This window comes from Sphaerospermopsis sp. FACHB-1094, assembly GCF_014696195.1.
GTDB classification, from domain to species: Bacteria; Cyanobacteriota; Cyanobacteriia; order Cyanobacteriales; family Nostocaceae; genus Sphaerospermopsis; species Sphaerospermopsis kisseleviana.
Genome location: NZ_JACJPT010000027.1, coordinates 27,445 through 48,878, shown reverse-complemented (window position 1 = coordinate 48,878; position 21,434 = coordinate 27,445). Strand labels below are relative to the sequence as shown.

Annotated in this window: 25 protein-coding genes; 13 read left to right on the top strand and 12 right to left on the bottom strand. The window is 36.9% G+C overall.

All coding sequences use genetic code 11. The features are described from left to right. Window positions 1-43 precede the first annotated feature (43 nt). Window positions 44-646 carry a hypothetical protein gene (locus H6F47_RS11055; protein WP_096567337.1) on the top strand — a complete coding sequence of 201 codons (603 nt, stop codon included), beginning with the start codon at window positions 44-46 and terminating at the stop codon, window positions 644-646. 823 nt (window positions 647-1,469) lie between these two features. Further along, entirely contained in the window at window positions 1,470-4,859 is a 3,390-nt protein-coding gene (locus H6F47_RS11050; RefSeq protein WP_190649178.1) for a phycobilisome rod-core linker polypeptide, read from the top strand. Here H6F47_RS11050 and H6F47_RS11045 read toward each other — a convergent pair. Beyond that, window positions 4,816-5,097 (bottom strand): hypothetical protein, encoded by a 282-nt coding sequence (locus tag H6F47_RS11045; protein ID WP_190649176.1) that lies wholly within the window; start codon window positions 5,095-5,097, stop codon window positions 4,816-4,818. The two genes, H6F47_RS11050 and H6F47_RS11045, sit on opposite strands and share 44 nt — an antisense overlap. A gap of 216 nt (window positions 5,098-5,313) precedes the next feature. On the opposite strand from H6F47_RS11045, the gene apcA reads away from it, so the two are divergent. The 4 genes from apcA to H6F47_RS28505 all read left to right on the top strand — a co-directional run bounded on the left by apcA (window position 5,314) and on the right by H6F47_RS28505 (window position 7,291). Next, window positions 5,314-5,799 carry an allophycocyanin subunit alpha gene (gene apcA, locus H6F47_RS11040; RefSeq protein WP_137669508.1) on the top strand — a complete coding sequence of 162 codons (486 nt, stop codon included), beginning with the start codon at window positions 5,314-5,316 and terminating at the stop codon, window positions 5,797-5,799. A gap of 68 nt (window positions 5,800-5,867) precedes the next feature. After that, entirely contained in the window at window positions 5,868-6,353 is a 486-nt protein-coding gene (apcB, locus tag H6F47_RS11035) for an allophycocyanin subunit beta (protein ID WP_015213876.1), read from the top strand. Window positions 6,354-6,680: 327 nt separating this feature from the next. Next, window positions 6,681-6,887: a phycobilisome linker polypeptide gene (locus tag H6F47_RS11030; RefSeq protein ID WP_096567343.1), complete on the top strand. Its 207-nt coding sequence runs from the start codon at window positions 6,681-6,683 to the stop codon at window positions 6,885-6,887. 269 nt (window positions 6,888-7,156) lie between these two features. Beyond that, window positions 7,157-7,291, top strand: coding sequence for a hypothetical protein (locus tag H6F47_RS28505; RefSeq protein ID WP_268932475.1), 135 nt, complete (start codon window positions 7,157-7,159; stop codon window positions 7,289-7,291). Window positions 7,292-7,511: 220 nt separating this feature from the next. Here H6F47_RS28505 and H6F47_RS11020 read toward each other — a convergent pair whose 3' ends face one another. From H6F47_RS11020 to H6F47_RS11010, 3 genes are read right to left on the bottom strand one after another with little or no spacing between them, the layout of a single operon-like run. Next, on the bottom strand, window positions 7,512-7,733 hold the full coding sequence (locus H6F47_RS11020; protein WP_096567345.1) for a type II toxin-antitoxin system HicB family antitoxin: 222 nt from the start codon (window positions 7,731-7,733) through the stop codon (window positions 7,512-7,514). After that, entirely contained in the window at window positions 7,733-7,954 is a 222-nt protein-coding gene (locus H6F47_RS11015) for a type II toxin-antitoxin system HicA family toxin (RefSeq protein WP_096567347.1), read from the bottom strand. Before H6F47_RS11015 ends, H6F47_RS11020 begins: the two co-directional genes overlap by 1 nt. Window positions 7,955-7,989: 35 nt before the next feature. Further along, a complete protein-coding gene (locus H6F47_RS11010) occupies window positions 7,990-8,304 on the bottom strand; it encodes a TerB family tellurite resistance protein (RefSeq protein WP_268932464.1) in 315 nt (104 codons plus the stop codon). Window positions 8,305-8,601: 297 nt separating this feature from the next. Here H6F47_RS11010 and H6F47_RS11005 point away from each other — a divergent pair, with 297 nt between their 5' ends. From H6F47_RS11005 to H6F47_RS10975, 7 genes are all read left to right on the top strand, one after another. Continuing rightward, window positions 8,602-8,892 carry a DUF433 domain-containing protein gene (locus H6F47_RS11005; RefSeq protein WP_137669101.1) on the top strand — a complete coding sequence of 97 codons (291 nt, stop codon included), beginning with the start codon at window positions 8,602-8,604 and terminating at the stop codon, window positions 8,890-8,892. Between the two features lie 317 nt (window positions 8,893-9,209). Further along, window positions 9,210-10,394: an FtsW/RodA/SpoVE family cell cycle protein gene (locus H6F47_RS11000; RefSeq protein ID WP_190348109.1), complete on the top strand. Its 1,185-nt coding sequence runs from the start codon at window positions 9,210-9,212 to the stop codon at window positions 10,392-10,394. Between the two features lie 430 nt (window positions 10,395-10,824). Beyond that, window positions 10,825-12,189 (top strand): 5-histidylcysteine sulfoxide synthase, encoded by a 1,365-nt coding sequence (gene ovoA, locus H6F47_RS10995; RefSeq protein ID WP_190348125.1) that lies wholly within the window; start codon window positions 10,825-10,827, stop codon window positions 12,187-12,189. Window positions 12,190-12,271: 82 nt separating this feature from the next. Next, window positions 12,272-13,264, top strand: a complete 993-nt coding sequence (egtD, locus tag H6F47_RS10990) for an L-histidine N(alpha)-methyltransferase (RefSeq protein ID WP_190348110.1) — start codon at window positions 12,272-12,274, stop codon at window positions 13,262-13,264. A gap of 113 nt (window positions 13,265-13,377) precedes the next feature. Continuing rightward, the gene (locus tag H6F47_RS10985) at window positions 13,378-13,872 is read left to right on the top strand and encodes a DUF427 domain-containing protein (protein WP_137669097.1); all 495 of its coding nucleotides are present in this window, start codon (window positions 13,378-13,380) and stop codon (window positions 13,870-13,872) included. Window positions 13,873-14,375: 503 nt separating this feature from the next. Beyond that, window positions 14,376-14,618: a hypothetical protein gene (locus H6F47_RS10980; protein ID WP_228051956.1), complete on the top strand. Its 243-nt coding sequence runs from the start codon at window positions 14,376-14,378 to the stop codon at window positions 14,616-14,618. A 142-nt stretch (window positions 14,619-14,760) separates the two neighbouring features. Next, window positions 14,761-15,036 carry a nucleotidyltransferase domain-containing protein gene (locus H6F47_RS10975; protein ID WP_199291134.1) on the top strand — a complete coding sequence of 92 codons (276 nt, stop codon included), beginning with the start codon at window positions 14,761-14,763 and terminating at the stop codon, window positions 15,034-15,036. Window positions 15,037-15,047: 11 nt separating this feature from the next. Here H6F47_RS10975 and H6F47_RS10970 read toward each other — a convergent pair whose 3' ends face one another. The 8 genes from H6F47_RS10970 to H6F47_RS10935 all read right to left on the bottom strand — a co-directional run bounded on the left by H6F47_RS10970 (window position 15,048) and on the right by H6F47_RS10935 (window position 21,165). Next, window positions 15,048-15,533 (bottom strand): DUF3368 domain-containing protein, encoded by a 486-nt coding sequence (locus H6F47_RS10970; RefSeq protein WP_190649173.1) that lies wholly within the window; start codon window positions 15,531-15,533, stop codon window positions 15,048-15,050. Next, the gene (locus H6F47_RS10965; RefSeq protein ID WP_137666765.1) at window positions 15,530-15,775 is read right to left on the bottom strand and encodes a UPF0175 family protein; all 246 of its coding nucleotides are present in this window, start codon (window positions 15,773-15,775) and stop codon (window positions 15,530-15,532) included. Before H6F47_RS10965 ends, H6F47_RS10970 begins: the two co-directional genes overlap by 4 nt. A gap of 70 nt (window positions 15,776-15,845) precedes the next feature. Further along, window positions 15,846-17,360 carry a glycine betaine ABC transporter substrate-binding protein gene (locus tag H6F47_RS10960; RefSeq protein ID WP_190649170.1) on the bottom strand — a complete coding sequence of 505 codons (1,515 nt, stop codon included), beginning with the start codon at window positions 17,358-17,360 and terminating at the stop codon, window positions 15,846-15,848. Between the two features lie 103 nt (window positions 17,361-17,463). Then, window positions 17,464-18,231 carry an ATP-binding cassette domain-containing protein gene (locus tag H6F47_RS10955; protein ID WP_137666763.1) on the bottom strand — a complete coding sequence of 256 codons (768 nt, stop codon included), beginning with the start codon at window positions 18,229-18,231 and terminating at the stop codon, window positions 17,464-17,466. 155 nt (window positions 18,232-18,386) lie between these two features. Next, the gene (locus H6F47_RS10950) at window positions 18,387-18,767 is read right to left on the bottom strand and encodes a DUF423 domain-containing protein (protein WP_096567371.1); all 381 of its coding nucleotides are present in this window, start codon (window positions 18,765-18,767) and stop codon (window positions 18,387-18,389) included. Window positions 18,768-18,798: 31 nt separating this feature from the next. After that, on the bottom strand, window positions 18,799-19,275 hold the full coding sequence (locus H6F47_RS10945; RefSeq protein ID WP_190649168.1) for a hypothetical protein: 477 nt from the start codon (window positions 19,273-19,275) through the stop codon (window positions 18,799-18,801). Between the two features lie 189 nt (window positions 19,276-19,464). After that, window positions 19,465-20,148, bottom strand: coding sequence for a magnesium protoporphyrin IX methyltransferase (gene bchM / locus H6F47_RS10940; RefSeq protein ID WP_096567375.1), 684 nt, complete (start codon window positions 20,146-20,148; stop codon window positions 19,465-19,467). Window positions 20,149-20,334: 186 nt separating this feature from the next. Next, complete coding sequence (locus H6F47_RS10935) at window positions 20,335-21,165, bottom strand: metallophosphoesterase (protein WP_190649165.1); 831 nt, start codon at window positions 21,163-21,165, stop codon at window positions 20,335-20,337. Between the last annotated feature and the right edge of the window lie 269 nt (window positions 21,166-21,434).

Below are 21,434 nucleotides of genomic sequence, written 5' to 3'. Positions count from 1 at the left end.
TGTTGACTGATGACTGTTGATTTTGTTTTGAAAGGTAATAAACATGGCTTACAGTGATTTTAAATTAAGTGAAATTATCCAGAAATTTGGGTTGACACTAAATGAAGTATCAGCGTTATTTGCAGATACAATGGAAGAAGAACCCAGTGATTTACTAACAACAATTCTCAAAGAGAATGTTGATTTAGCTGTTTCCATTAACACTGAAAAAGCCCGTTCTGAAATGATAATTAGCCCAATTTTACTAGAATTAAGAAGAAAGTTAAATAATCAAATCAGTCTATTTTCAGGGGTAGATTTTAATGTTGATAATCAACAAGGTTTAAATGGTTTTTGTGATTTCCTAATTTCTCTTTCTAAAGAACAGCTTTTTGTTCGCGCACCTGTAATTATATTGGTAGAAACCAAAAATGAAAACTTGAAATCAGGTTTGGCTCAATGTATAGCAGAAATGATTGCGGCTCAGTTATTTAATGAGAAAAACGAAAATAATATTAGGACTATTTATGGTGCTGTAACTATTGGTACTATTTGGCAATTTTTGAAGTTAGAAGATAAACTTGTTTCCATTGATTTAAGTGAATATTATATCAAGGATGTGAAAAAGATTTTAGGAATTTTAATCAGTGCAATTAAGCAGGAATAATTTTTAATGTAGTGCGGGCATCTTGCCTGCAATTTGAAAATAAAAATCTTCCTGCCTACGGTATCTACCACATTTCACCCCATTCAATTGATATCCTTGAACTCCTGAATCATTGAAATCCTTAATCTGGAAACACTTTTTCAGGAAAGCCTATTTAGGGTTTGCTGAAAAAGTCCCTTCGTTGAGGCAGGGAATAGGGAATAGGGAATAGGGAATAGGGAATAGTTTGAGCTATCTGTTATCCCCAGATTTTCTAATTTATCAGACCCAAAGTGCACAGTTTTTAAGGTATACCCTTCAAAAATCTTGCACTTTCTTTCCTCCTGATCAGCCTCAAACCTTTGATTTACGAGTATTTTGGGTTTATTCAGCAAGCCCTATTTAGACCTATCATACCAAAAATACTCATAACTTAATCCTTGTTTTTAAATTTAAATTCATCTAAACAAATAAAATCTTATTTACATTAATAATCCCAAAAACATGAAAAAAATCTAAAAAAAATCTAAAAAAAATCTAAAATAGAGATAAATCAGCTACAAAATATGCTGCAAGCGAATGTAACACATAGATACAAAACTTCAACATTCCACAGCCTGTCCACAGTAGGTACTTATGCCAACAGGCAGATTTAGATTACAGAATTGACATACTTCTTAATAAATCAGCAGCGTTACCGCAAAACGTTCTAATCTAAAAACTGAACTGGGTTAATTTACTGGCAGTTTGACTGGCGTACTATACATAAATACACCAATATGTCAAGCCAAAAAGCAACCCAGACTTAACACATAAGCTTATTTATAGGAGTTTTAGAAATCCAATGAGTGTTAAGGCAAGTGGTGGAAGCTCAGTTGCGCGTCCGCAACTATATCAAACCTTACCTGTAGCGACCATTTCCCAAGCAGAACAACAAGACCGCTTTTTGGGAAGAGGTGAACTAAGCGAACTGGGAAGCTATTTTGCTTCTGGTGCAAAACGTTTAGAAATCGCCCAGATCCTCACCGAAAATTCTGAGATCATTGTTTCTCGTGCGGCTAACCGGATCTTCGTTGGTGGTTCACCAATGGCTTTCTTAGAAAAGCCCCAAGAACCGGAAATGGCAATGGTGGGCGCTGGTGCTAGTGTGCAAGAAGGCATGAAACTAGGAACAGTCACCTACGTTGAAAGTCGTGGTGGCTTCTTTGAAAACCTCCGTTCCATCTTCAACACTTCCGCAGGTGGTCCCACACCTCCTGGTTTTAGACCCATTAACGTTGCTCGTTATGGTCCTGGCAATATGTCCAAGAGCTTACGGGACTTGTCCTGGTTCTTGCGCTATGCTACTTATGCCATTGTTGCCGGCGACCCCAACATCATCTCTGTAAATACCAGAGGTTTGCGGGAAATCATTGAAAATGCTTGTTCTGGTGAAGCTACCATCGTGGCTTTACAAGAAATTAAAACTGCTTCTTTGTCATTTTTCCGCAAAGATCCTGAAGCAACAGAAATCGTGACTCAGTACATGGATGTGTTGCTGACTGAGTTCAAAGCACCTACACCATCCACAAAATTCCGTCAACGTCCTTCTGGGGATCAACAAGGTTTACAACTACCTCAAATTTACTTCAACGCCGCAGAACGCCGTCCCAAGTACGCTATGAAGCCTGGTTTGTCTTCTAGCGAAAAAACTGAAGTAGTCAAAGCTGCTTACCGCCAAGTATTTGAGCGCGATATTACCCGTGCTTACAGCTTATCCATCTCTGACTTAGAATCCAAAGTTAAAAATGGCGATATCTCCATGAAGGAGTTTATCCGCCGTTTAGCTAAATCTCCCCTTTACCAAAAACAGTTTTATCAACCCTTTATTAACAGCCGGGTAATAGAACTGGCTTTCCGTCACATTTTGGGACGTGGACCAAGCAGCCGGGAAGAAGTGCAAAAATACTTTGCAATTATTTCTAACGGTGGTTTACCCGCTTTAGTGGATGCTTTGGTAGACTCCAAAGAATACGCAGATTACTTTGGGGAAGAAACCGTTCCCTACATTCGGGGTCTGGGTCAAGAAGCTCAAGAGTGTCGCAACTGGGGACCACAGCAAGACCTGTTTAAGTACAGTGCGCCTTTCCGCAAAGTACCTCAGTTTATTACTACCTTTGCAGCTTACGAACAACCATTACCTGATCAACATCCCTACGGTGCTGGTAATGATCCGCTAGAAATTCAATTTGGGGCGATTTTCCCGAAAGAAACCCGCAACCCCAGCAGCAGTCCTGCACCTTTTGGTAAAGATACCCGTCGGATCTTGATTCACCAAGGACCTGGTATCAATAACCAACTCAGTAACCCCGGTGCGCGTGGTGTTGCTCCTGGTGCTTTGGGCGCGAAAGTGTTCAAATTAGACCAGTTACCCGGTACTATGAGCAGAAATGCTGGTAAGGGTACAAGTGTTAAATTCTCTGAAAGTTCTACCCAAGCAGTAATTAAGGCTTGTTACTTACAAGTATTCGGTCGTGATGTTTACGAAGGTCAACGGCTGAAAGTTGCAGAAATCAAACTGGAAAACGGCGAAATCACCGTCCGCGAGTTTGTGCGGATGTTGGCGAAGTCCGATTTATTCCGCAAGATGTACTGGACATCTTTGTATGTTTGTAAAGCGATTGAATACATTCACCGTCGCTTGTTAGGTCGTCCTACCTACGGTCGTCAAGAAAACAACAAGTATTTTGATATTGCTTCCAAAAAAGGCTTCTATGCTGTTGTTGATGCCATCCTTGACACTGTAGAGTACAGTGAAGCTTTCGGTGAAGATACTGTTCCTTATGAGCGTTATTTAACACCTGCTGGTGTTTCCTTGCGTCAACTGCGTGTGGGAACTATCCGTGAAGATATCAACAAAGTTGAGAAGGAAGAAACTCCTCGCTTTGTGGAGTTGGGTGAAGTTAAGGAAATGCGAACCCAACCAGATATTGACTTCCGTATTAACCAAGGTGTTACCAAGCAGCGTGAGCAAACCAAGGTCTTTAAACTGATCACTGGTATTGGTGATAAAGTAGCGGTAAAAACTTTGATTGGTGCTGCTTACCGTCAAATTTTCGAGCGTGATATTCCTCCTTATGTTGCTGGTAACGAGTTTACTGATTTAGAAAGTAAGCTGGGTAACGGAGAAATCACCGTTAAGGAATTTATTGAAGGTTTAGGTTGTTCTAGCCTGTACGTTAAGGAATTTTATACACCCTATCCCAACACTAAAGTGATTGAGATGGGTACTAAGCATTTCTTAGGCCGTGCGCCAATGGATCAAGCTGAAATCCGCAAGTATAACCAAATCTTGGCTACTCAAGGTATCAAAGCCTTTATCGGTGCAATGGTGAATAGTGCTGAGTATGTTCAAGCTTTTGGTGAAGATACTGTTCCTTACCGTCGCTTCCCAACTTTACCTGCGGCTAACTTCCCCAATACTGAGAAGCTTTACAACCAGCTAACCAAGCAAAATGATGATTTGGTTGTACCTAGCTTTGAGACTGTGAAGCCTCGGATCAAGACTGAGAATACGCCAATGTTAGCGAATGCGATCGCAGATTTGGCGGCTCAAGCTAGACAAATGGACAAGACCAAACCCTTGTTCATTGAGTTAGGTCGTTCTTTCAACGATGGTCGTGGTCAGTCGGTAGAAGTTGGTGTTGGTACAAGTCGCCGCAAACCAACCCGTATTTTCCGCGCTACCACTGGTACAAATTCAACTGAAACCAATCAGGTAATTAACGCTATTTATGTTCAGGTGATGGACGTATTTAGCGGGCAAATTCCTGACTATTTACGCCGCAGTGATTTAGATAGCAAACTGCGTAATGGTGAAATTACCGTGCGTGAATTTGTCCTAGAGTTGGCAAGTTCAGAAATTTACCGTAAGCGTTTCTACACACCCTATCCCAACACCAAAGTGATTGAATTTTTATTCCGTCACATTTTGGGACGCGCACCCGCAACCCAAGGCGAAATCCGCCAATATAACAAACTATTGGCTGATAGCGGTTTAAGGGCGGCTGTAGAAACAATGGTGAATAGCCCAGAATACGCTCGTTACTTCGGTGAAGATGTTGTACCTTACAACCGCTTCCCCTCCTTACCTGCGGGTAACTACTTGGGTAGTGTTAAGGCTGATGCTGACCTGGTAAAACAATCTTGGTCTAGCTTGTCTCCTTCTGTTTTAACCGGTCGCGGTGGTAGATAGGTGACTGGGGACTGGTGACTGGGGACTGGGGACTGGGGACTGGTGACAGTGAAGAAAGCAGGGGAAGCAGGGGAAGCAGGGGAAGCAGGGGAAGCAGGGGAAGCAGGGGGAGAATATTAACTTCTGACTCCTGACTCCTGACTTCTGACTTCTGACTCCTGACTCCTGACTTCTGACTTCTGACTCCTGACTCCTGACTCCTGACTCCTGACTCCTGACTCCTGACTCCTATTCCCATTTCTGAAAGAAAATATTACAAAGTATTAAGAGCAGTAATAAATGCTCAACATAATGCCGGAGAATATTTTGCGGAAGGATAATTAAGTTTTTCAACTTATGTACTTTTGTTGAGTAAATGTGACTCACTTTGTACTAAGATGCAAAACAGTTATCAATCAAATCAAAGTCTTACCAGTTTAAAAACTGGTGTCATTAGTTTTGGAGGAATCCATTAATGAGTATCGTCACGAAGTCCATCGTGAATGCTGATGCAGAAGCTCGCTACCTCAGCCCTGGTGAATTAGATCGCATTAAGAGCTTTGTTTCTGGTGGCGCACAACGTCTCCGCATCGCTCAAGTATTGACCGACAACCGCGAGCGCATCGTTAAGCAAGCTGGCGATCAATTGTTCCAAAAGCGTCCTGATGTTGTTTCTCCCGGTGGTAACGCTTACGGTAAAGAAATGACAGCTACCTGTCTTCGTGACTTAGACTACTACTTGCGTCTTGTAACCTACGGAATCGTTTCTGGCGATGTCACCCCCATCGAAGAAATCGGTATCGTTGGTGTACGTGAAATGTACAAGTCCTTGGGTACTCCCATTGACGCTGTTGCTGGTGGCGTTGCTGCTATGAAAGCTGTTGCTTCTACCTTGTTGTCTGCTGAAGACGCATCTGAAGCTGGCGCTTACTTCGACTACGTTGTTGGTGCAATGTCATAGGTTACAGCTAATTAACTGCTGAAACTGAAAACTGTTGCAATCAATCTGGAAATAAGGAAATAACAACAATGCAAGACGCAATTACCTCTGTAATTAATTCCTCTGACGTTCAAGGTAAATACCTTGATACCGCTGCTTTAGAAAAGCTCAAAGGTTACTTCGCTACTGGTGAACTGCGCGTTCGTGCAGCTACAACCATCAGTGCTAACGCTGCTGCGATCGTTAAAGAAGCTGTAGCTAAATCCTTGTTGTACTCTGATATCACCCGTCCCGGTGGTAATATGTACACCACTCGTCGTTACGCAGCTTGTATCCGTGACTTGGATTACTACTTGCGTTATTCTACCTACGCTATGTTGGCTGGAGATCCTTCCATCCTCGACGAGCGTGTATTAAACGGCTTGAAAGAAACCTACAACTCCTTGGGCGTACCCGTAGGCGCTACCGTTCAAGCTATCCAAGCTATGAAAGAAGTAACTGCAAGCTTGGTTGGTCCTGACGCTGGTAAAGAAATGGGCGTTTACTTCGACTATATCTCCTCTGGCTTGAGCTAGGAGTAAGTTTGCACTTATAATTTAGGTGCGGCTTGATTAAGGTCTGGAAATCAACCATGAGTTCTAGGTCGTTCTATTGCTTACTAAACATGAGTATTAGCGGTCTAGTGTTGATGTTTGATTTCCAGGCTTTGAAATGTAAGGAGTCAGAAGTCAGGAGTCAGGAGTCAGAATAATTAATATTTATTTATTTATTTTGGCTTGGTAGATTGATATGTGACAACTGACGGCTAAATCATTTAAATCCTTACAGATAAATTAAAGATTTGCACTCAAGATTTTTGAGATAAAAAAGTTTTTCCAAACAAACACGGAGTTTAGAAAAAAATGGCTCGTTTATTTAAAGTAACTGCTTGTGTTCCTAGCTTAACTCGCACTCGCACCCAACGCGAATTACAAAATACTTACTTCACTAAGTTAGTTCCTTATGAAAACTGGTTCCGTGAACAACAACGGATTCAAAAAATGGGCGGTAAGATTGTTAAAGTGGAATTAGCAACTGGTAAGCAAGGTACAAATACTGGTTTGGCGTAATTTCTATACATACATCAGAGATTATTTTGGTAGATTTTTTAGGGGTCAGTGATGACCTCTTTTTTTTATTGATAGCAGGGAATAGGGATGTCTGATAGCGTAGCGTGGCGTAGCCATATCAGGATGTCCAGGATTAAAGGATGAACAGGATGAAAATTTATGAGAACTATTGAGCTTTCCCAAGCTACATTAACAATATCCGAATTATTAGAATTAGCGGAAAATGATACTGTAATTATTAAGAAAGCTGATGGGAGTTTGTTTTGTGTGTGGTTGATGATTTTGCTGCTGAAGTTCAAGCACTGCAAGAAAATCAGGAATTTATGGACTTTTTAGCCCGACGTTCTCAATCTGATAAACGAGTATCTTTAGAGGAAGCGCGTAAACGTTTGGGTATTTGGTAATTAGGGTTTGCTGAATAAACCTAAAACCTTGATATATCAAAGGTTAGAGGCTGATAAACACAGAAATTAGTGCAAGGGTTTTGAAGGGTATACCGGAAAAAGTGTGCATTTTTTGGGATTTCAAGAGATAGCAAAGAAATTTTCAAATCTCCTCCTGACTCCTGACTCCTGACTCCTGACTCCTATGCCCTCACGGAAAGACTTTCTCAGCAACCCCTAATTAAGATGCAATTTGCAATATGTTGGGTTCAGGGATAGATTCACCTTCTGCTTCCCAAGCTTCTAGGTACATTTCAATTACTTCTTCTCCATTTTTAATTGCTTCTTCACGAGTTTTTCCGTGAGTACAAGGCATGATTACAAGATGACTAAATTCGGGAATTGTAACTAGGAAAAGTTGGTCTTCCTCTGACCATTGAATAATCATACTGTATTGACTCATTAATTTTGCTCCTCTCCTAATTCTTCCAGTTCAGTTAATAATTTTGCTAATTGCTTTTCTAGATAAAGTGGAACATCATCTCCATCTTTACCTGGAATTGTTAATGTTTTCCTCAGTAAAGGATGTTTCCATCTTTCATGACTGCCTTTCCCACGCTTTGGTAGATACACAAACCCTTTACGTGCAATCTCGGCTTTTAACTCCCGAATTTTTCTGGGCATTTATTCTAGATATTTATTTATTCTTGGTCTTAACTTTAATAAGCTAACATCATTTCGGCAATATCTACCTCAGAAAATCTCATTAATTTTCCCACTTGTTTAATGTACATTTTTTCCGTTATGTGAAAATCTCCATCACGCTTTGCAAGTGCGATCAAATCAATTAATAAACCTAAAGCATCATCGGGATATTTAGCTATTATTGAATAATCTACCTCTATTCTCTGAGCAGATAATAAATTTTTGATTTCCTGAATTTCTGCCGATGTTAAATTAGCATTGGTAATAATTGTCTTGAGATATTCTTTTTCTTCAGGTTCAATACTACCATCAACTTTCATTAAATTAATCAGGGTTTTAATCTTTAATAATTCTAGTCTTTATCCTGTTATAGTATTTACTTCTAGGTCAAAAACTGATTACAGATATAACCGATATATTGAATACAACTTTTTCCCGGTTGTATCTTACATATTTATTTCTTCAGTACAATTTTACAGTATAATTTTACAGTATAATTTTATTCAGCGTCAATATTTAATGGTAGCAAATTTACAAAAGTTTAGGTATTAGATTAAGTATCAATGATGAGCTATACCTGCACTCATGATAGACTAAAGTAAAACAAGCTAAAAATTATCTCAACTATGTTAACTGCTACTAATATTGGTACATTAATAACTTGTTCTCCCGATGTAGGTAATGGTCGTCCCATGATAGCAGGGACTAGAACCTCTGTAAGTCGGGTAGTTGTGCTTTATAAACAAGGTGCAAATGCTGAAGAAATTACCCGTCGGATCAGTCACCTCAACCTTGCCCAAGTTTATGCAGCTTTAGCTTACTACCACGCTAACCGTGATCAGATAGAAAATGAGTTAGCACAAGCAGAGGCAGAATACTGGACTTTAGCAGAGTTACACAGTTTTGCGACTGATTAACACCAAATCAGCAAAAGATATGCAGGGACAAGTAGAGTTTTTAAGCAACTGGGTTTATTAATTATCCCATCTGTTATAGTCAATTATCCATTCTATTGTGAGCGATCGCCGATACAATCAAAACTCCCATTCAATCACACCAAGAATGGCAGCAGCAATTTCTAACATTGTAACGTTAGACACATTACCCAATTTGCAAATGAATCTTTGTAAATCTACACCCCTCTGTTGAGTTCAATCCTGCGTAAGTCCTAATTATTTTAGACTAAATGAAACCTTAAAACCTACAATAGCTTATGTTGCTATTCCTGTAACTTGTGAATTTACGCCAATTCATCCCTATTTTTGATAATTCCGTTGCCAGTTGGGCTTTGGAAGCGCGTTTATTGCGCTGGTTAACCTTTCTGTGGCTATTTGTTGGTTTAGTTGTACTTTTTTCTGCATCCTATCCCGTAGCTGATGTACGTCAGGATGATGGAATGTATTATTTTAAGCGTCAAATAATTTGGGTATTAGTTTCACTAATACTATTTAACGTTATTGTGAATCTGCCTTTACGGAAAATTTTGGCAGTGTCTCATTGGTTTTTATTCCTGTTTTTGTTGTTAATTTTCGTCACTCTTATTCCCGGAGTGGGAAAAAAAGCATTTGACGCAGCACGATGGATAGCGATCGGTCCTATTCCCCTGCAACCATCAGAATTGATTAAACCGTTTTTAGTATTGCAAGGTGCGAAGCTGTTTGGCCATTGGGAAAGATTAACGTGGGAAATTCGTTTTTCCTGGTTAGGTGTGTTCTGTCTGGTGCTATTGGGTATTTTAGCTCAACCAAACCTCAGTACAACTGCACTTTGTGGCATCACAGTTTGGTTAATTGCCCTAGCTGGTGGAATACCATACAAATACTTAGGAGGAACAGCTATTGGTGGATTTTTATTAGCCCTATTAAGTATTACTATCAAAGAATATCAACGCCGAAGGGTGATGTCTTTCATCAACCCTTGGGCTGATCCTACCGGAGATGGTTATCAGTTGGTACAAAGTTTATTAGCAGTAGGTACAGGGAAAACTTGGGGTGTGGGTTTTGGACTTTCTCAACAAAAGCTTTTTTATCTCCCCATTCAAGATACTGATTTTATCTTTGCCATCTTTGCTGAAGAATTTGGTTTTGTGGGTAGTATGCTATTTTTGTTACTTTTAGCTGTCTTCGCTACCTTAGGATTAATTGTAGCCATGAAAGCAAAAAGTTCTATCCATCGGCTGGTGGCAATAGGTATTACTGTGGTGATGATTGGACAATCATTATTACATATTGGTGTGGCTACGGGGGCGATACCAACAACGGGTTTACCATTGCCAATGTTTAGTTATGGTGGTAATTCTATGATTGCTAGTTTGGTGGCTTCTGGATTATTAATTCGTGTTGCTAGAGAAAGCAGTGAAGCTGAGGTTTTGCCTTTACCAATTAATACACCAGAAACTAGACGTAGAAAAAGAATTTAGATTTTTCTTGGTGGGTAATTCCCACCTGATTATTAATAGATAAAAGTAGAGTCAATGAAACAAGATATTTTTGATATTCTTGTAATTAATACAAAATTTGGCACAAAATTTGGCAAATAGGTATATATACTAGTAGTTATTGGGAAAACTTAACCATAAAATGTTACGCAAAACAAGATAAGCTGATGTGCAGCTAAACTGTATAATTAAACAACCTGAAGTTAGAGTAGCACAAGCATCTTGCTTGTATTAATTATTCAAGTTCAAGGCACAACAGCTTATTTTAACTTTTCTTCAGCAAAAATGTCAAAAAAGTTAAATTTTGGTTAACACTGAAAAAAGTGTACCGATGTGCGGTATTTAAAAATAAGGATAATAAAAAGTTGTGCATCGCACATTTTCGCACATTGGTAGAACTCAAGATAATACAATGCAAACAATTCCCAGGCTGAATAACTTAGCATCTAATCAAATACCCAAGCTAGATCATTGTAGTACCCAAAACCTACTTAACTATTTTGAAAATTCTTGGGAACTAGAAGCAACCCTACTCAAAAGCATAAATAGCACAGATACATTTTACCGCAGTCCTGATCCTTTAAGAAACAAATTAATCTTTTATCTGGGACATTCCGCAGTTTTTTACATCAACAAATTAATTCGGGTTGGTTTATTAGAAAATCGCATTCATCCCCAATTTGAAATTTTGTTTGAAATTGGTGTTGATCCAGAAACACCAGATGAACTAGAAGCAGCAACAAAAGATATAGTTTGGCCTGATATAGATCAAGTTTGGCAATATCGAGAAAAAGCCAAAACCGCAATTACAAACATTATCAAAAATACCCCTTTAAATCTGCCCATTGATCAACAACATCCTTTATGGGCTTTATTAATGGCAATTGAACACAGTCGTATCCATTTTGAAACTTCATCCATGTTACTGCGTCAATTACCTGTTGATCAATTAAAACGCCCCCAAGGTTGGAATTATGCGCCGACAAATGGGAAAATTCCTGAAAATAAAATGATCGAAATTCCCGGTGGCGTGGTAAAATTAGGTAAAAAAGCAAATGATTTAACTTTCGCTTGGGACAGTGAATATGGTAGTTTAGAAATTGGAGTTGAACCGTTTTTAGCTAGTCAAAATTTAATCACAAATGGGGAATTTTTAGAATTTGTTCAAGCTGGTGGTTATGATAATTTAGAATATTGGATGCTGGAAGCTAGGGATTGGAAGAAACTCTATAATGTGCAACATCCAAAATTTTGGATACCAGATTTTATGGACAACAATAATGGTAAATACCGCTATCGTACCACATTTGATGAAATAGATTTACCATTAGACTGGCCTGTAGAAGTCAATTATTATGAAGCAATGGCTTACTGTCAATGGAAAGGTGAAGGTACTCGTTTAATGACAGAAGCAGAATGGAATCAAGCTTTACAATTTTCCGAGGGTGAGGGTTTAGAAAGTGACTATAATCTCAATTTACAATATGTTTCACCTTCACCAGTAGGAATGTTTTCCAAAAATAAGAAATCAGGAATTTCTGATCTACGTGGTAACGTTTGGGAATGGTTATCTAGTACATTTTACCCCTTACCAGGATTTCAAACCCATTATCTTTATGAAGATCAATCTGCACCATTTTTTGATAATAGACATCAAATGATGTTAGGTGGTTCTTGGGCAACTAATGGTACTATGGCTTTACCATGTTATCGAAATTGGTTTCGTCCTTTTTTCTATCAGCACGTTGGTTTTAGAATTGCTGAAAGTTTGAATTAGTTGACAGGTGACAGGTGACAGGTGACAGTTTTAAATTTCTGAAAACCAAAATTGTAAACAGTTAATTCCCAGGATATTTACTATGATTGCAGAAAGATTAAACCCACAAATTTTAACCGTTTTAGATCATCATTATCAAGAGTTAGCTATTGATGGTAAAGATGTGATTGAGGGATTAAGTAAAAAACATAAAACTTTATCACCAAAATACTTTTATGATGATCGTGGTTCTTTGTTGTTTGAAGAAATTTGTGATTTACCTGAATATTATCCTACTCGTACAGAAGCAGCTATTTTACAACAATATGCTGATGAAATTGCGGCAATTACAAATTGTTGTGAGTTGATAGAGTTAGGAAGTGGGAGTTCTACAAAAACTCAACTTTTATTAGACGCTTATCAAAAAATAGCTGATAATTGTCGTTATCTTCCTATTGATGTCAGTGGGGGTATTCTCAAAACCAGTGTTTTACAGTTACAAGAGAAATACCCTGATATTGCAATTCACGGTTTATTAGGAACTTATGATCAAGCTTTGGTGCATTTAGAAAGCAATTATTTACAGTCACGGATGTTGTTCTTTCTGGGAAGTTCACTAGGGAATTTTAACTCAGAAGAATGCGATGGTTTTTTAAATCAAATTTCCAAAACCTTACAAACAGGTGACTACTTTTTACTTGGAATTGATTTACAAAAACCCAAGGATATTTTAGAAGCTGCTTATAACGATAGTCAAGGTGTGACTGCTGCTTTTAATTTGAATATGCTTTCTCATTTAAATTGGCGTTTTCAAGGTGATTTTGATATTAGTTTGTTTAAACACCAAGCAATTTACAATGAGGTAGAAAATCAAATTGAAATGTATCTACATTGTCAAAAAAGCCATTGGGTTACTTTGGAAGCATTAGATTTAAAAGTATTTTTTGAAGGAGGAGAAAGCATACTTACAGAAATTTCTTGCAAGTTTAATTTAACAAAGATGTCACAACAACTAGAAAGCAAAGGATTAAAAACTATCAAAACTTGGACAGATGAAAAGGGATGGTTTGGATTGATTTTGTGTCAGGTTGAATAATCAATCTTAGATTTAATAATTTTGCCAGGGTTTAGCACTGCTAAACCCAAGATTAATGTTATCATTTTGGTAGGAATGATAATAAATTACCTGAATTGAGATTTTAACTAACCATGAAACCAAATCCCATCCCCCCACAACCAGGACAAGAATCAGTTTGGGACTACCCTCGTCCAGCAATTTTACAAGACAGCAATAAACATATCAAAGTAATTTTTAATGGTATTGTTTTAGCAGACACAAATAAAGCAAAAAGAGTTTTAGAAACCAGTCATCCTCCTGGTTATTATATTCCTGCTGAAGATATTAAAACAGAATATTTAATAGCTACAGCTAGAAAAACGATATGTGAATGGAAAGGTATATGTGAATATTATGATATTTCTGTAGGAGATAAATATGTAAATAATGCAGCTTGGCGTTATATTCAACCAACTCCTAACTTTAAATCAATTCAAGAATACTTTAGTTTTTATCCTAGTTTAATGGATGCTTGTTATGTCAATGACGAATTAGTTAAACCCCAAGCTGGTGGTTTTTATGGAGGATGGATCACTGCTGATGTTGTTGGTCCATTTAAAGGCGAACCTGGTACTTGGGGATGGTAAATAAGTTTTCGTAGGTTGGGTTAAGCGATAGCGCAACCCAACAAAAACCTATTAATCTATCAATGTTGGGTTTCCTAACGTCAACCCAACCTACTTTTCTGAACAATAACTTTAATTAGGGTTTGCTGAATAAACCTAAAACCTTGATATATCAAAGGTTAGAGGCTGATAAACACAGAAATTAGTGCAAGGGTTTTGAAGGGTATACCGGAAAAAGTGTGCATTTTTGGGGATTTCAAGAGATGGCAAAGAAATTTTCAAATCTCCTCCTGACTCCTGACTCCTGACTCCTGACTCCTATGCCCTCACGGAAAGACTTTCTCAGCAACCCCTAATTATGAAAATATCACTTATTAAAATTGACGAATTGAAAATTCATGAACTATTGCCGAATATCTTGAACCTGCGGTATTAGATTTATTTGTACAAATGTATGTATAGTTAATCAAGTTTTCAAAAACAACTTATTTGATGATTTAGACTTACTTCCTACTTTCCGAGAAATGGTAGGTTTAAGTGAACATACACCATTTGAATGTATCGGAGAAATTGAAGAAAGTCGGTTGTATATGAAAAGATGTGTAGAAAGAGGTTTAACAGGTAAAGCTTTGGATATGTTCACTGAAGAAATTTTATCAAATTCGGGCATTAATTGGCAGGAAATAGAACAGAAATATAATTCGGTTTATAGCACAGAACACGCTATTCCTGATTGGATATTTGAGAAAATCAAGGAACAGTTGTAATTGACGATATTGGACTATGCTAATTCTTTTTTGTTGATATAATAAAATTGCGAGTTCAGTTTTAAGCATATAACTATAAGGGATGATTTCAGTCATGAACAAATCACAGCTTAATCTGATATTGCAAGAAGTTAAATGAGCTTTGCAAAATCTTTATCAAGATCAATTATCAGCGATAATACTATATGGTTCTCAAGCGAGAGAAGAAGCTAAAGAATTTTCTGATATTGATATTTTGATAGTTCTCAAATCAGAAATTAACCCCTATCACGAAATTGATAGAACCAGTCAGATAATATCTGAAATTTGCCTAAATCATGATGTGGTTATTTCCCGTCATTTTATATCTTCTGCAAAATTTGAAAAGGAAAATACTCCCTTTAATTATAATGTCAAAAAAGAGGGTATTTTTCTATGAAGAATGTATTACTATTCACTAGCAGTTGTTAAAATATGATTGTAGAGTTTGGGACTAATTCTAAATCCTGCTATATTTATTAAATCATCCACTATGGGTTTAATATTGTTAATTAATCCCCTGTGTTTAACGATTAAGAGAACTCCTAAAATTCCTGTGACTTTTAATCCTAAACGAGAAGCTACAACTCTACCCTTATAGTCATCTATAATTATTCTATCAGCTTTTATTTCCATCGCTAATGCTATTGCCTCAGCTTCACCAGGATCAATTTCTGTTTTTAATTCTGCAACTAATGTAGAATTGCTCACGGGTTGAACTTGAATCCATGCTAGGGTTTTAACTTCCTTTGTTCCTGGAACTTCATAACTTAAATTTGACATTTCGTCATAAACAGCTTGAGGGATAATAATAGTATCATAGATTTTTTCCAATATATCTATTCTCTGAATAGCTGCTAGGTTGGTAATAGGTGAAGTATTGCTGACAACAATCATAATTCACCTAATTCTTTCAATGTTCTGATATCATCCTCAAAATCTTCAACACCATAATTAATGCAAATTCCCCGACTTGCCATTTCTTTTTGAAATTGAATTAAGTGCATTCCTGCTAAATGGCGAGCTTGACCTATGCTAATTCTTTTTTGTTGATATAATAAAATTGCTAGTTCAACTTTAATATCATCCGTTGAGATTTGAGCAGATTCAAGAATTTCATCAGGTATAGTAATATTCATACTCTGCTATCTTGTTTCAAACACTTACTGATAATGGTAACACAAAATTCATATTATTTCTCATTATTTCTCATATTTTTTTAGATTTTAACCACTCCTTTACCACCTCTTCCACAGGTTGAGATTGATTATCAACTTGATAATTCATCTGCTGTATTTCTGCTGTAGAAATTTTACCCGCTAACTTATTAATAGTTTCTACTAACTCTGGATATTTTTCAAGAATTTCTTGATTGAAAACAGGTACTGCTTCATAAGGTGGAAAGTATTTTTTATCATCTGCTAACATCACTAAATCCAAAACTGGAATTAAACCATCTGTAGAATTTGCGGCTATGAAATCAACTTGTTTTTCCTTTAATGCTTGATACATTAAACCTAATTCCATTTGTTTAATATTAGCAAATTTTAAACCATAAGTTTTAGATAAACCAGGATAACCGTCAGCACGTTCTAAAAATTCATAACCAAAACCTGCTTGCATTTGGGGAGTATATTTAGCAATTTCTGAAAGGGTTTTAACTTGCCATTTTTTTGCATCTTCAGCACGAATAAGCATCGCATAGGTATTTTCAAAACCTAAAGGTTGCATGACGGTTAAATTATATTTTTCTTGATATGCTTTTTTAGTTCTTTCATAAACAACTTGCGGATCTGTAATGGTTTTTTCTTTTAAAACTGCTGTAAAAGCTGTACCTGTATATTCTACATAACCGGCTATTTTTCCCGCTTTCACTGCTTCATGGGCAATAAATGTACCACCTAAATTAAACTTTCTATCTACTTCTAAATTAGTATTGTTTTCTATTGTTTGTGCTAATATTTCACCTAAAATTACTTGTTCAGTAAAGTTTTTTGAACCAATAGTGATTGTCGCTGATGTTTGCTGAGAGTTAAATACAAATAATCCAGATATAATAAAGACAATTATTCCTAAAATCACAGCTATTTTTGGTTTACTTCCTTGTTGCTTAGTGAAGGTTTTTTCTAAAAAACCTAATCCAAAATCTGCACCTAAAGCAATTAAAGCTGCGGGTATTGCACCTGCTAAAATCAATTCATTATTAACTGTAGAAATACCCCTAAAAATAAAGATTCCCAAACCACCACCACCAATAGCAGCAGCAATAGTGGCAATTCCTACAGATATAACAGTAGCAACTCTTACACCTGCTAAAATAACTCCTAAAGCTAAAGGAATTTCTACTTGAAATAATAATTCTCTATCTGTCATTCCTATACCTATGCCCGCTTCTTTAATGGCGGGATCAATGCCATTAATACCAATATAAGTATTACGAATTATCGGTAATAAGGCGTAAAGAGTTAAGGCAACAACAGCCGGATTTTTACCGATTCCTCCTAAAAAGGGAACGGAAATTAAAAAACCAAATATGGCTAAACTGGGAATAGTTTGGATAGCGTTTGCTAAACCCAAAATGGGAGGTGCAAGTTTTGGTTGACGGGTGATAAAAATACCCAAAGGAATACCAATAGAAATGGCCACTATCATGGCTATAGCTACTAATATTAAATGTTCGCCACTGCGGAGGATAATTTCTGAAGCATATTTAAATAAAAACATGATTTTTGATTGTTATATATTTTTAATTGATGTATCTAAAGTATTAATTCAGAGTTAATAAAGCGTTTAAATTCAACCTTACTCCCCACTCCTGACTCCTTTCTTAATTAAGTTCTTCCCAATGTTTTAAAGCATTCAAACAAGATAAAAAAGCCTGTGCTTCAGGATGCTGGGATTTAATAAATTCTCTTCTCGTTCCTAAAGCAACTAAATTTCCTTCATACATTAAACCAATTCTGGAGGCTAAAAAGAAAGCTTCTTGAATATCATGGGTGACAAATATCACGGTTTTTCCTAATTGTTGTTGTAAATATTGAAACTGTTGTTGTAATTCTAAACGAGTAATAGGATCTAACGCCCCAAAAGGTTCATCCATTAATAGTATAGGTGGATCTGCGGCTAAAGCCCTAGCAACTCCTACTCTTTGACGTTGGCCTCCTGATAGTTGATGGGGATAACGTTGGGCAAATTTTGTAGGTTCTAAACCTACTAATTCTAACATTTCATGGACTCTTGTTTGAATTTTATTTGCTGACCATTTTTCTAAAGATGGTACAATTCCCACATTTTCAGCTACGGTAAAATGGGGAAATAAACCTGTTTCTTGAATAACGTAACCTATTTTTCTTCTCAGTTTAATTACATTCCATTGGGTAGTGGATTTTGATTGTACTAAAACCTGTCCTTGGGTGGGTGTCAGTAAATGATTGATTAATTTTAAAGTTGTAGTTTTACCACTGCCACTACGCCCTAATAAAATTAATGCTTCTCCTTGATAAATGCTAAGATTTAGGTTAGATAATAAGAGACGGTGATTAATTTCAAAACTGACATTTTTAAATTCAACTGCTAATTCTTTTGTTGGCGACATAAGAGTGTAATAAAACAATCAAAGGTGATCATAAATAATGGAATATTTTAAATGCAATATTTTAGGAGTCAGTAGGGGTTTAGAATTTCTAAACCCTTACAGGTATCAGGATAAATAGTCCCTACACCCTAATTATCTCTGATAACTGATAAATATCAAAATTTGATAGTTGCAGCAGTAATAGCTAAAGCAGCCCAACCAGCCATTAATGAAACTCCTCCTAATGGTGCGATCGCTCCCAGTGATTTTATACCAGAAAATGTGATAGCATACAAGCTGCCAGAAAAAATCACCACACCAATAATAAATAACCAGCCACTAGCTAACAGAGTTGTAGGTGGAGTTTCAAAGCGACTGATGAGGATAGCCACTAACAACAATGCCAGGGCATGATACATTTGATAACGTGCGCCAGTGTCGAAAATTTCCAACATTCTTTCACTGACTTTTTCCCGCAAAGCATGAGCGCCAAACGCACCAGCAGCTACAGATAAACCACCGAAAATAGCAGCTATGGTTAAAAAAATCTGTGTCATTATTACCTAGCTATAAATGAGCAAAGCGACATTAAACATCAAAGTGATATGATACCCCTCCTTCTTCATTGACTTGAAAATTAGCATTAAATTCTTTAGCTTTTTGGTCTAAATATTCTTTAGCTTCTGCGGCTGGTAACTGTGACTGCATGGCAAAACCTAACAATGTAATTCTGCCATTATTTGTTTGTAATATTTGATAAAATTGGGATTGTAACCGCTCATGATTTTGTTGAGTAATCGCTTTTTTATCTTGTCGGCTTTGCTTATATAGTCCTAATGCTAACCAACCACCTAATATCAAACTAGGAACACCAAAAATAATACCCCCTACTATAGTGTCATTATTCTCATAATCGGGATTTTGCCAATCATACTCATCTTGAGTAGGTATATTTATTGATTTTTCTGCTGTCAGTTTTTCAATTCCTGCGGTTACTGATATCGTTAAAAACATGAATCCGAGTGTAAGCAGCCAACCAGCAGCCAATTTTTCCGCCGTTTTCATAGTTTTACTTCTGAGTTAGACTTTGCTTGCGATTTTAACCTGACTTGCTTTTATGTTCCACTAATATTATCTCGTTCCCAGTCTCCGACTGGGAATGCTATGAAGAGGCTCTGCCTCTGATTTAATCGCAGCCAGAGTCTGCTAAAATTCATTCCCATACAGAGTATGGGAACGAGAAACAAGGAATTTTTACCTTGTAGCTTCTAACAAGCGGGAAAAATAGAAACGGGTTCTAGTCATGGCTTTTCTTTGTATTTTAAAGCCATTTTTCTCCAGAATTTTCACTACATCTGCTTCACGGTGTAAATAAGCACGAGTTGTTTTACTTGGTCCTGGGAAGAAAGTACCTATTTTTTTGAGGATAGACAGAAAAAAGGTTTTTGGGGCAAAACTAATCATGATGCGTGATTGTGCCAAAGAACACAGGTGAGAAATCATTTCATCTGCTTTTTCTTGGGGATAATGAATCAGCACATCCAAACAAATAACTGTGTGATAATTGCCACTTAACGATTCTAAGTCTTGTACTGTAAAATCAGGATTAACTGTATTTTTTAAAGCTAATGCAGCCCTATCCTGTGCTTCTGAGACCATTTTGGCGGAAATATCACTGGCGTAAACTTTAGCACCTTCAGTAGCCAGGGGAATACTGAGACTACCAACACCACACCCAGCATCGCAGATGGTTAACTGGGATAAATTGTTATCATCTTTTAACCAGCCGATGACGGTATCTACGGTTTGTTGATGTCCAGTACGGATATCTAGCTGTACTTTGTTGACCTCACCATCTCCATAGATGCGTCTCCAACGGTCAAAACCTGTAGAGTTGAAGTATTCGCGGACTATTGTTTTATCGTCGGCTGCGTTCATGACCTTAATTTTTGACAGTTAACAATTCTTAAAATTATAATAAAATAATGTCAGAATTTAGAAGTCAGGAGTCAGAATTTTTGATAATTTTTGATAAATTGATAGATTATCAAATAGTGATTTTTGGCTTAACCTCTCAAACATTGACTGCTGAAAGCTGATAGATATTTTATGATCTGCCAATTTTTATTTACTTTGTAAAGTAATGATAGTCACTTCTGGCGGACAAAATAAACGTCCTGGTAAATAAGTACCTAAACCGCGATTAATATATAGTTGATTTTTGCCTATTTTATGGAAACCTTGTGACCATTCCCAATGATTACATACAGGGTGTTTTTTTCTGAAAAATGGCAGGAAATTTTGTAATATTTTGGGTGTTATTCTGAGAATTTTATGTTGAATCATTAAGACAGGACCCAACCCAGGAATAACGATTTGTCCGCCGTGAGTATGACCAGATAATTGCAAATCTACGCGCCATTTTTGCAATATTTCTGCTGTATCTGGGTTATGGGATAAAACTATGCAAGGTGTATCAGGATCTAGTTGGTTCATCACTGGTGTAGGATTAAATTCTTTTGAGTAAAAATCTGCTAGTCCTACAATTGGTAATTCTTTTCCTAATGGATAGGAAATTTGATTCCAAAGAACATGAATACCTATATTTGTTAATGTGGTTGTCACTTCAGTTTGGGAATTTTTATAATATAAATCGTGGTTTCCTAGTACGGCATAAATACCATGACGACTTTGCAATTTTTTCAGGTATTTTGCTAGTTGATCAAGGGTTGCGGTGCTGGTGGTGATGAAGTCGCCGGTTAATAAAATTAAGTCGGGTTTTACTTGGTTAGCGATGGCGATCGCCTGACTTAACATTTTATCTGATAACCGTACACCATCATAGTGAAAATCTGACATTTGCACCAGTTTTTTACCTTGTAATGATGCAGGTAAACCCGCAATTTTTACCGTTAATTTTTCTGTCGTCAACGGTCCAGATAATAATCTGTGCATAATGATTTTGATGATTTTGAATAGTGTTATTTATAAGTTAACTGAAAACTTTCGGGTTGTTTGTAGGAATAAGATAACTTTTGGAAAATTTTACAAAATTTGTGTGTTTTTACGTGTTTTTACTTAAACTTTTTAAACATAACTTTAGTTTTTTTTCAAATCCCTGAGTTTTTTAAGAGGATGTTTAAAAAGTAGTAAAGTTTACAGAATTAGGGCGGGCAAGACTTGTACTGAGCTTGTCGTTCGCGTAGCGTGGCGTTAGCCATAGT

What these genes read in the sequence shown, in the direction of transcription:
- egtD (WP_190348110.1), top strand. Translation starts at nt 12,272, where the DNA reads ATGATTGCAGAAAGATTAAACCCACAAATTTTAACCGTTTTAGATCAT.
- H6F47_RS11030 (WP_096567343.1), top strand. Translation starts at nt 6,681, where the DNA reads ATGGCTCGTTTATTTAAAGTAACTGCTTGTGTTCCTAGCTTAACTCGC.
- ovoA (WP_190348125.1), top strand. Translation starts at nt 10,825, where the DNA reads ATGCAAACAATTCCCAGGCTGAATAACTTAGCATCTAATCAAATACCC.
- H6F47_RS10980 (WP_228051956.1), top strand. Translation starts at nt 14,376, where the DNA reads ATGGTAGGTTTAAGTGAACATACACCATTTGAATGTATCGGAGAAATT.
- H6F47_RS10955 (WP_137666763.1), bottom strand. Translation starts at nt 18,231, where the DNA reads ATGTCGCCAACAAAAGAATTAGCAGTTGAATTTAAAAATGTCAGTTTT.
- bchM (WP_096567375.1), bottom strand. Translation starts at nt 20,148, where the DNA reads ATGAACGCAGCCGACGATAAAACAATAGTCCGCGAATACTTCAACTCT.
- H6F47_RS11020 (WP_096567345.1), bottom strand. Translation starts at nt 7,733, where the DNA reads ATGAGTCAATACAGTATGATTATTCAATGGTCAGAGGAAGACCAACTT.
- H6F47_RS10985 (WP_137669097.1), top strand. Translation starts at nt 13,378, where the DNA reads ATGAAACCAAATCCCATCCCCCCACAACCAGGACAAGAATCAGTTTGG.
- H6F47_RS10945 (WP_190649168.1), bottom strand. Translation starts at nt 19,275, where the DNA reads ATGAAAACGGCGGAAAAATTGGCTGCTGGTTGGCTGCTTACACTCGGA.
- H6F47_RS11055 (WP_096567337.1), top strand. Translation starts at nt 44, where the DNA reads ATGGCTTACAGTGATTTTAAATTAAGTGAAATTATCCAGAAATTTGGG.
- H6F47_RS10950 (WP_096567371.1), bottom strand. Translation starts at nt 18,767, where the DNA reads ATGACACAGATTTTTTTAACCATAGCTGCTATTTTCGGTGGTTTATCT.
- H6F47_RS11015 (WP_096567347.1), bottom strand. Translation starts at nt 7,954, where the DNA reads ATGCCCAGAAAAATTCGGGAGTTAAAAGCCGAGATTGCACGTAAAGGG.
- H6F47_RS11050 (WP_190649178.1), top strand. Translation starts at nt 1,470, where the DNA reads ATGAGTGTTAAGGCAAGTGGTGGAAGCTCAGTTGCGCGTCCGCAACTA.
- H6F47_RS10965 (WP_137666765.1), bottom strand. Translation starts at nt 15,775, where the DNA reads ATGAATATTACTATACCTGATGAAATTCTTGAATCTGCTCAAATCTCA.
- H6F47_RS10960 (WP_190649170.1), bottom strand. Translation starts at nt 17,360, where the DNA reads ATGTTTTTATTTAAATATGCTTCAGAAATTATCCTCCGCAGTGGCGAA.
- H6F47_RS10970 (WP_190649173.1), bottom strand. Translation starts at nt 15,533, where the DNA reads ATGATTGTTGTCAGCAATACTTCACCTATTACCAACCTAGCAGCTATT.
- apcA (WP_137669508.1), top strand. Translation starts at nt 5,314, where the DNA reads ATGAGTATCGTCACGAAGTCCATCGTGAATGCTGATGCAGAAGCTCGC.
- apcB (WP_015213876.1), top strand. Translation starts at nt 5,868, where the DNA reads ATGCAAGACGCAATTACCTCTGTAATTAATTCCTCTGACGTTCAAGGT.
- H6F47_RS10935 (WP_190649165.1), bottom strand. Translation starts at nt 21,165, where the DNA reads ATGCACAGATTATTATCTGGACCGTTGACGACAGAAAAATTAACGGTA.
- H6F47_RS11005 (WP_137669101.1), top strand. Translation starts at nt 8,602, where the DNA reads ATGTTAACTGCTACTAATATTGGTACATTAATAACTTGTTCTCCCGAT.
- H6F47_RS11045 (WP_190649176.1), bottom strand. Translation starts at nt 5,097, where the DNA reads ATGGGAATAGGAGTCAGGAGTCAGGAGTCAGGAGTCAGGAGTCAGGAG.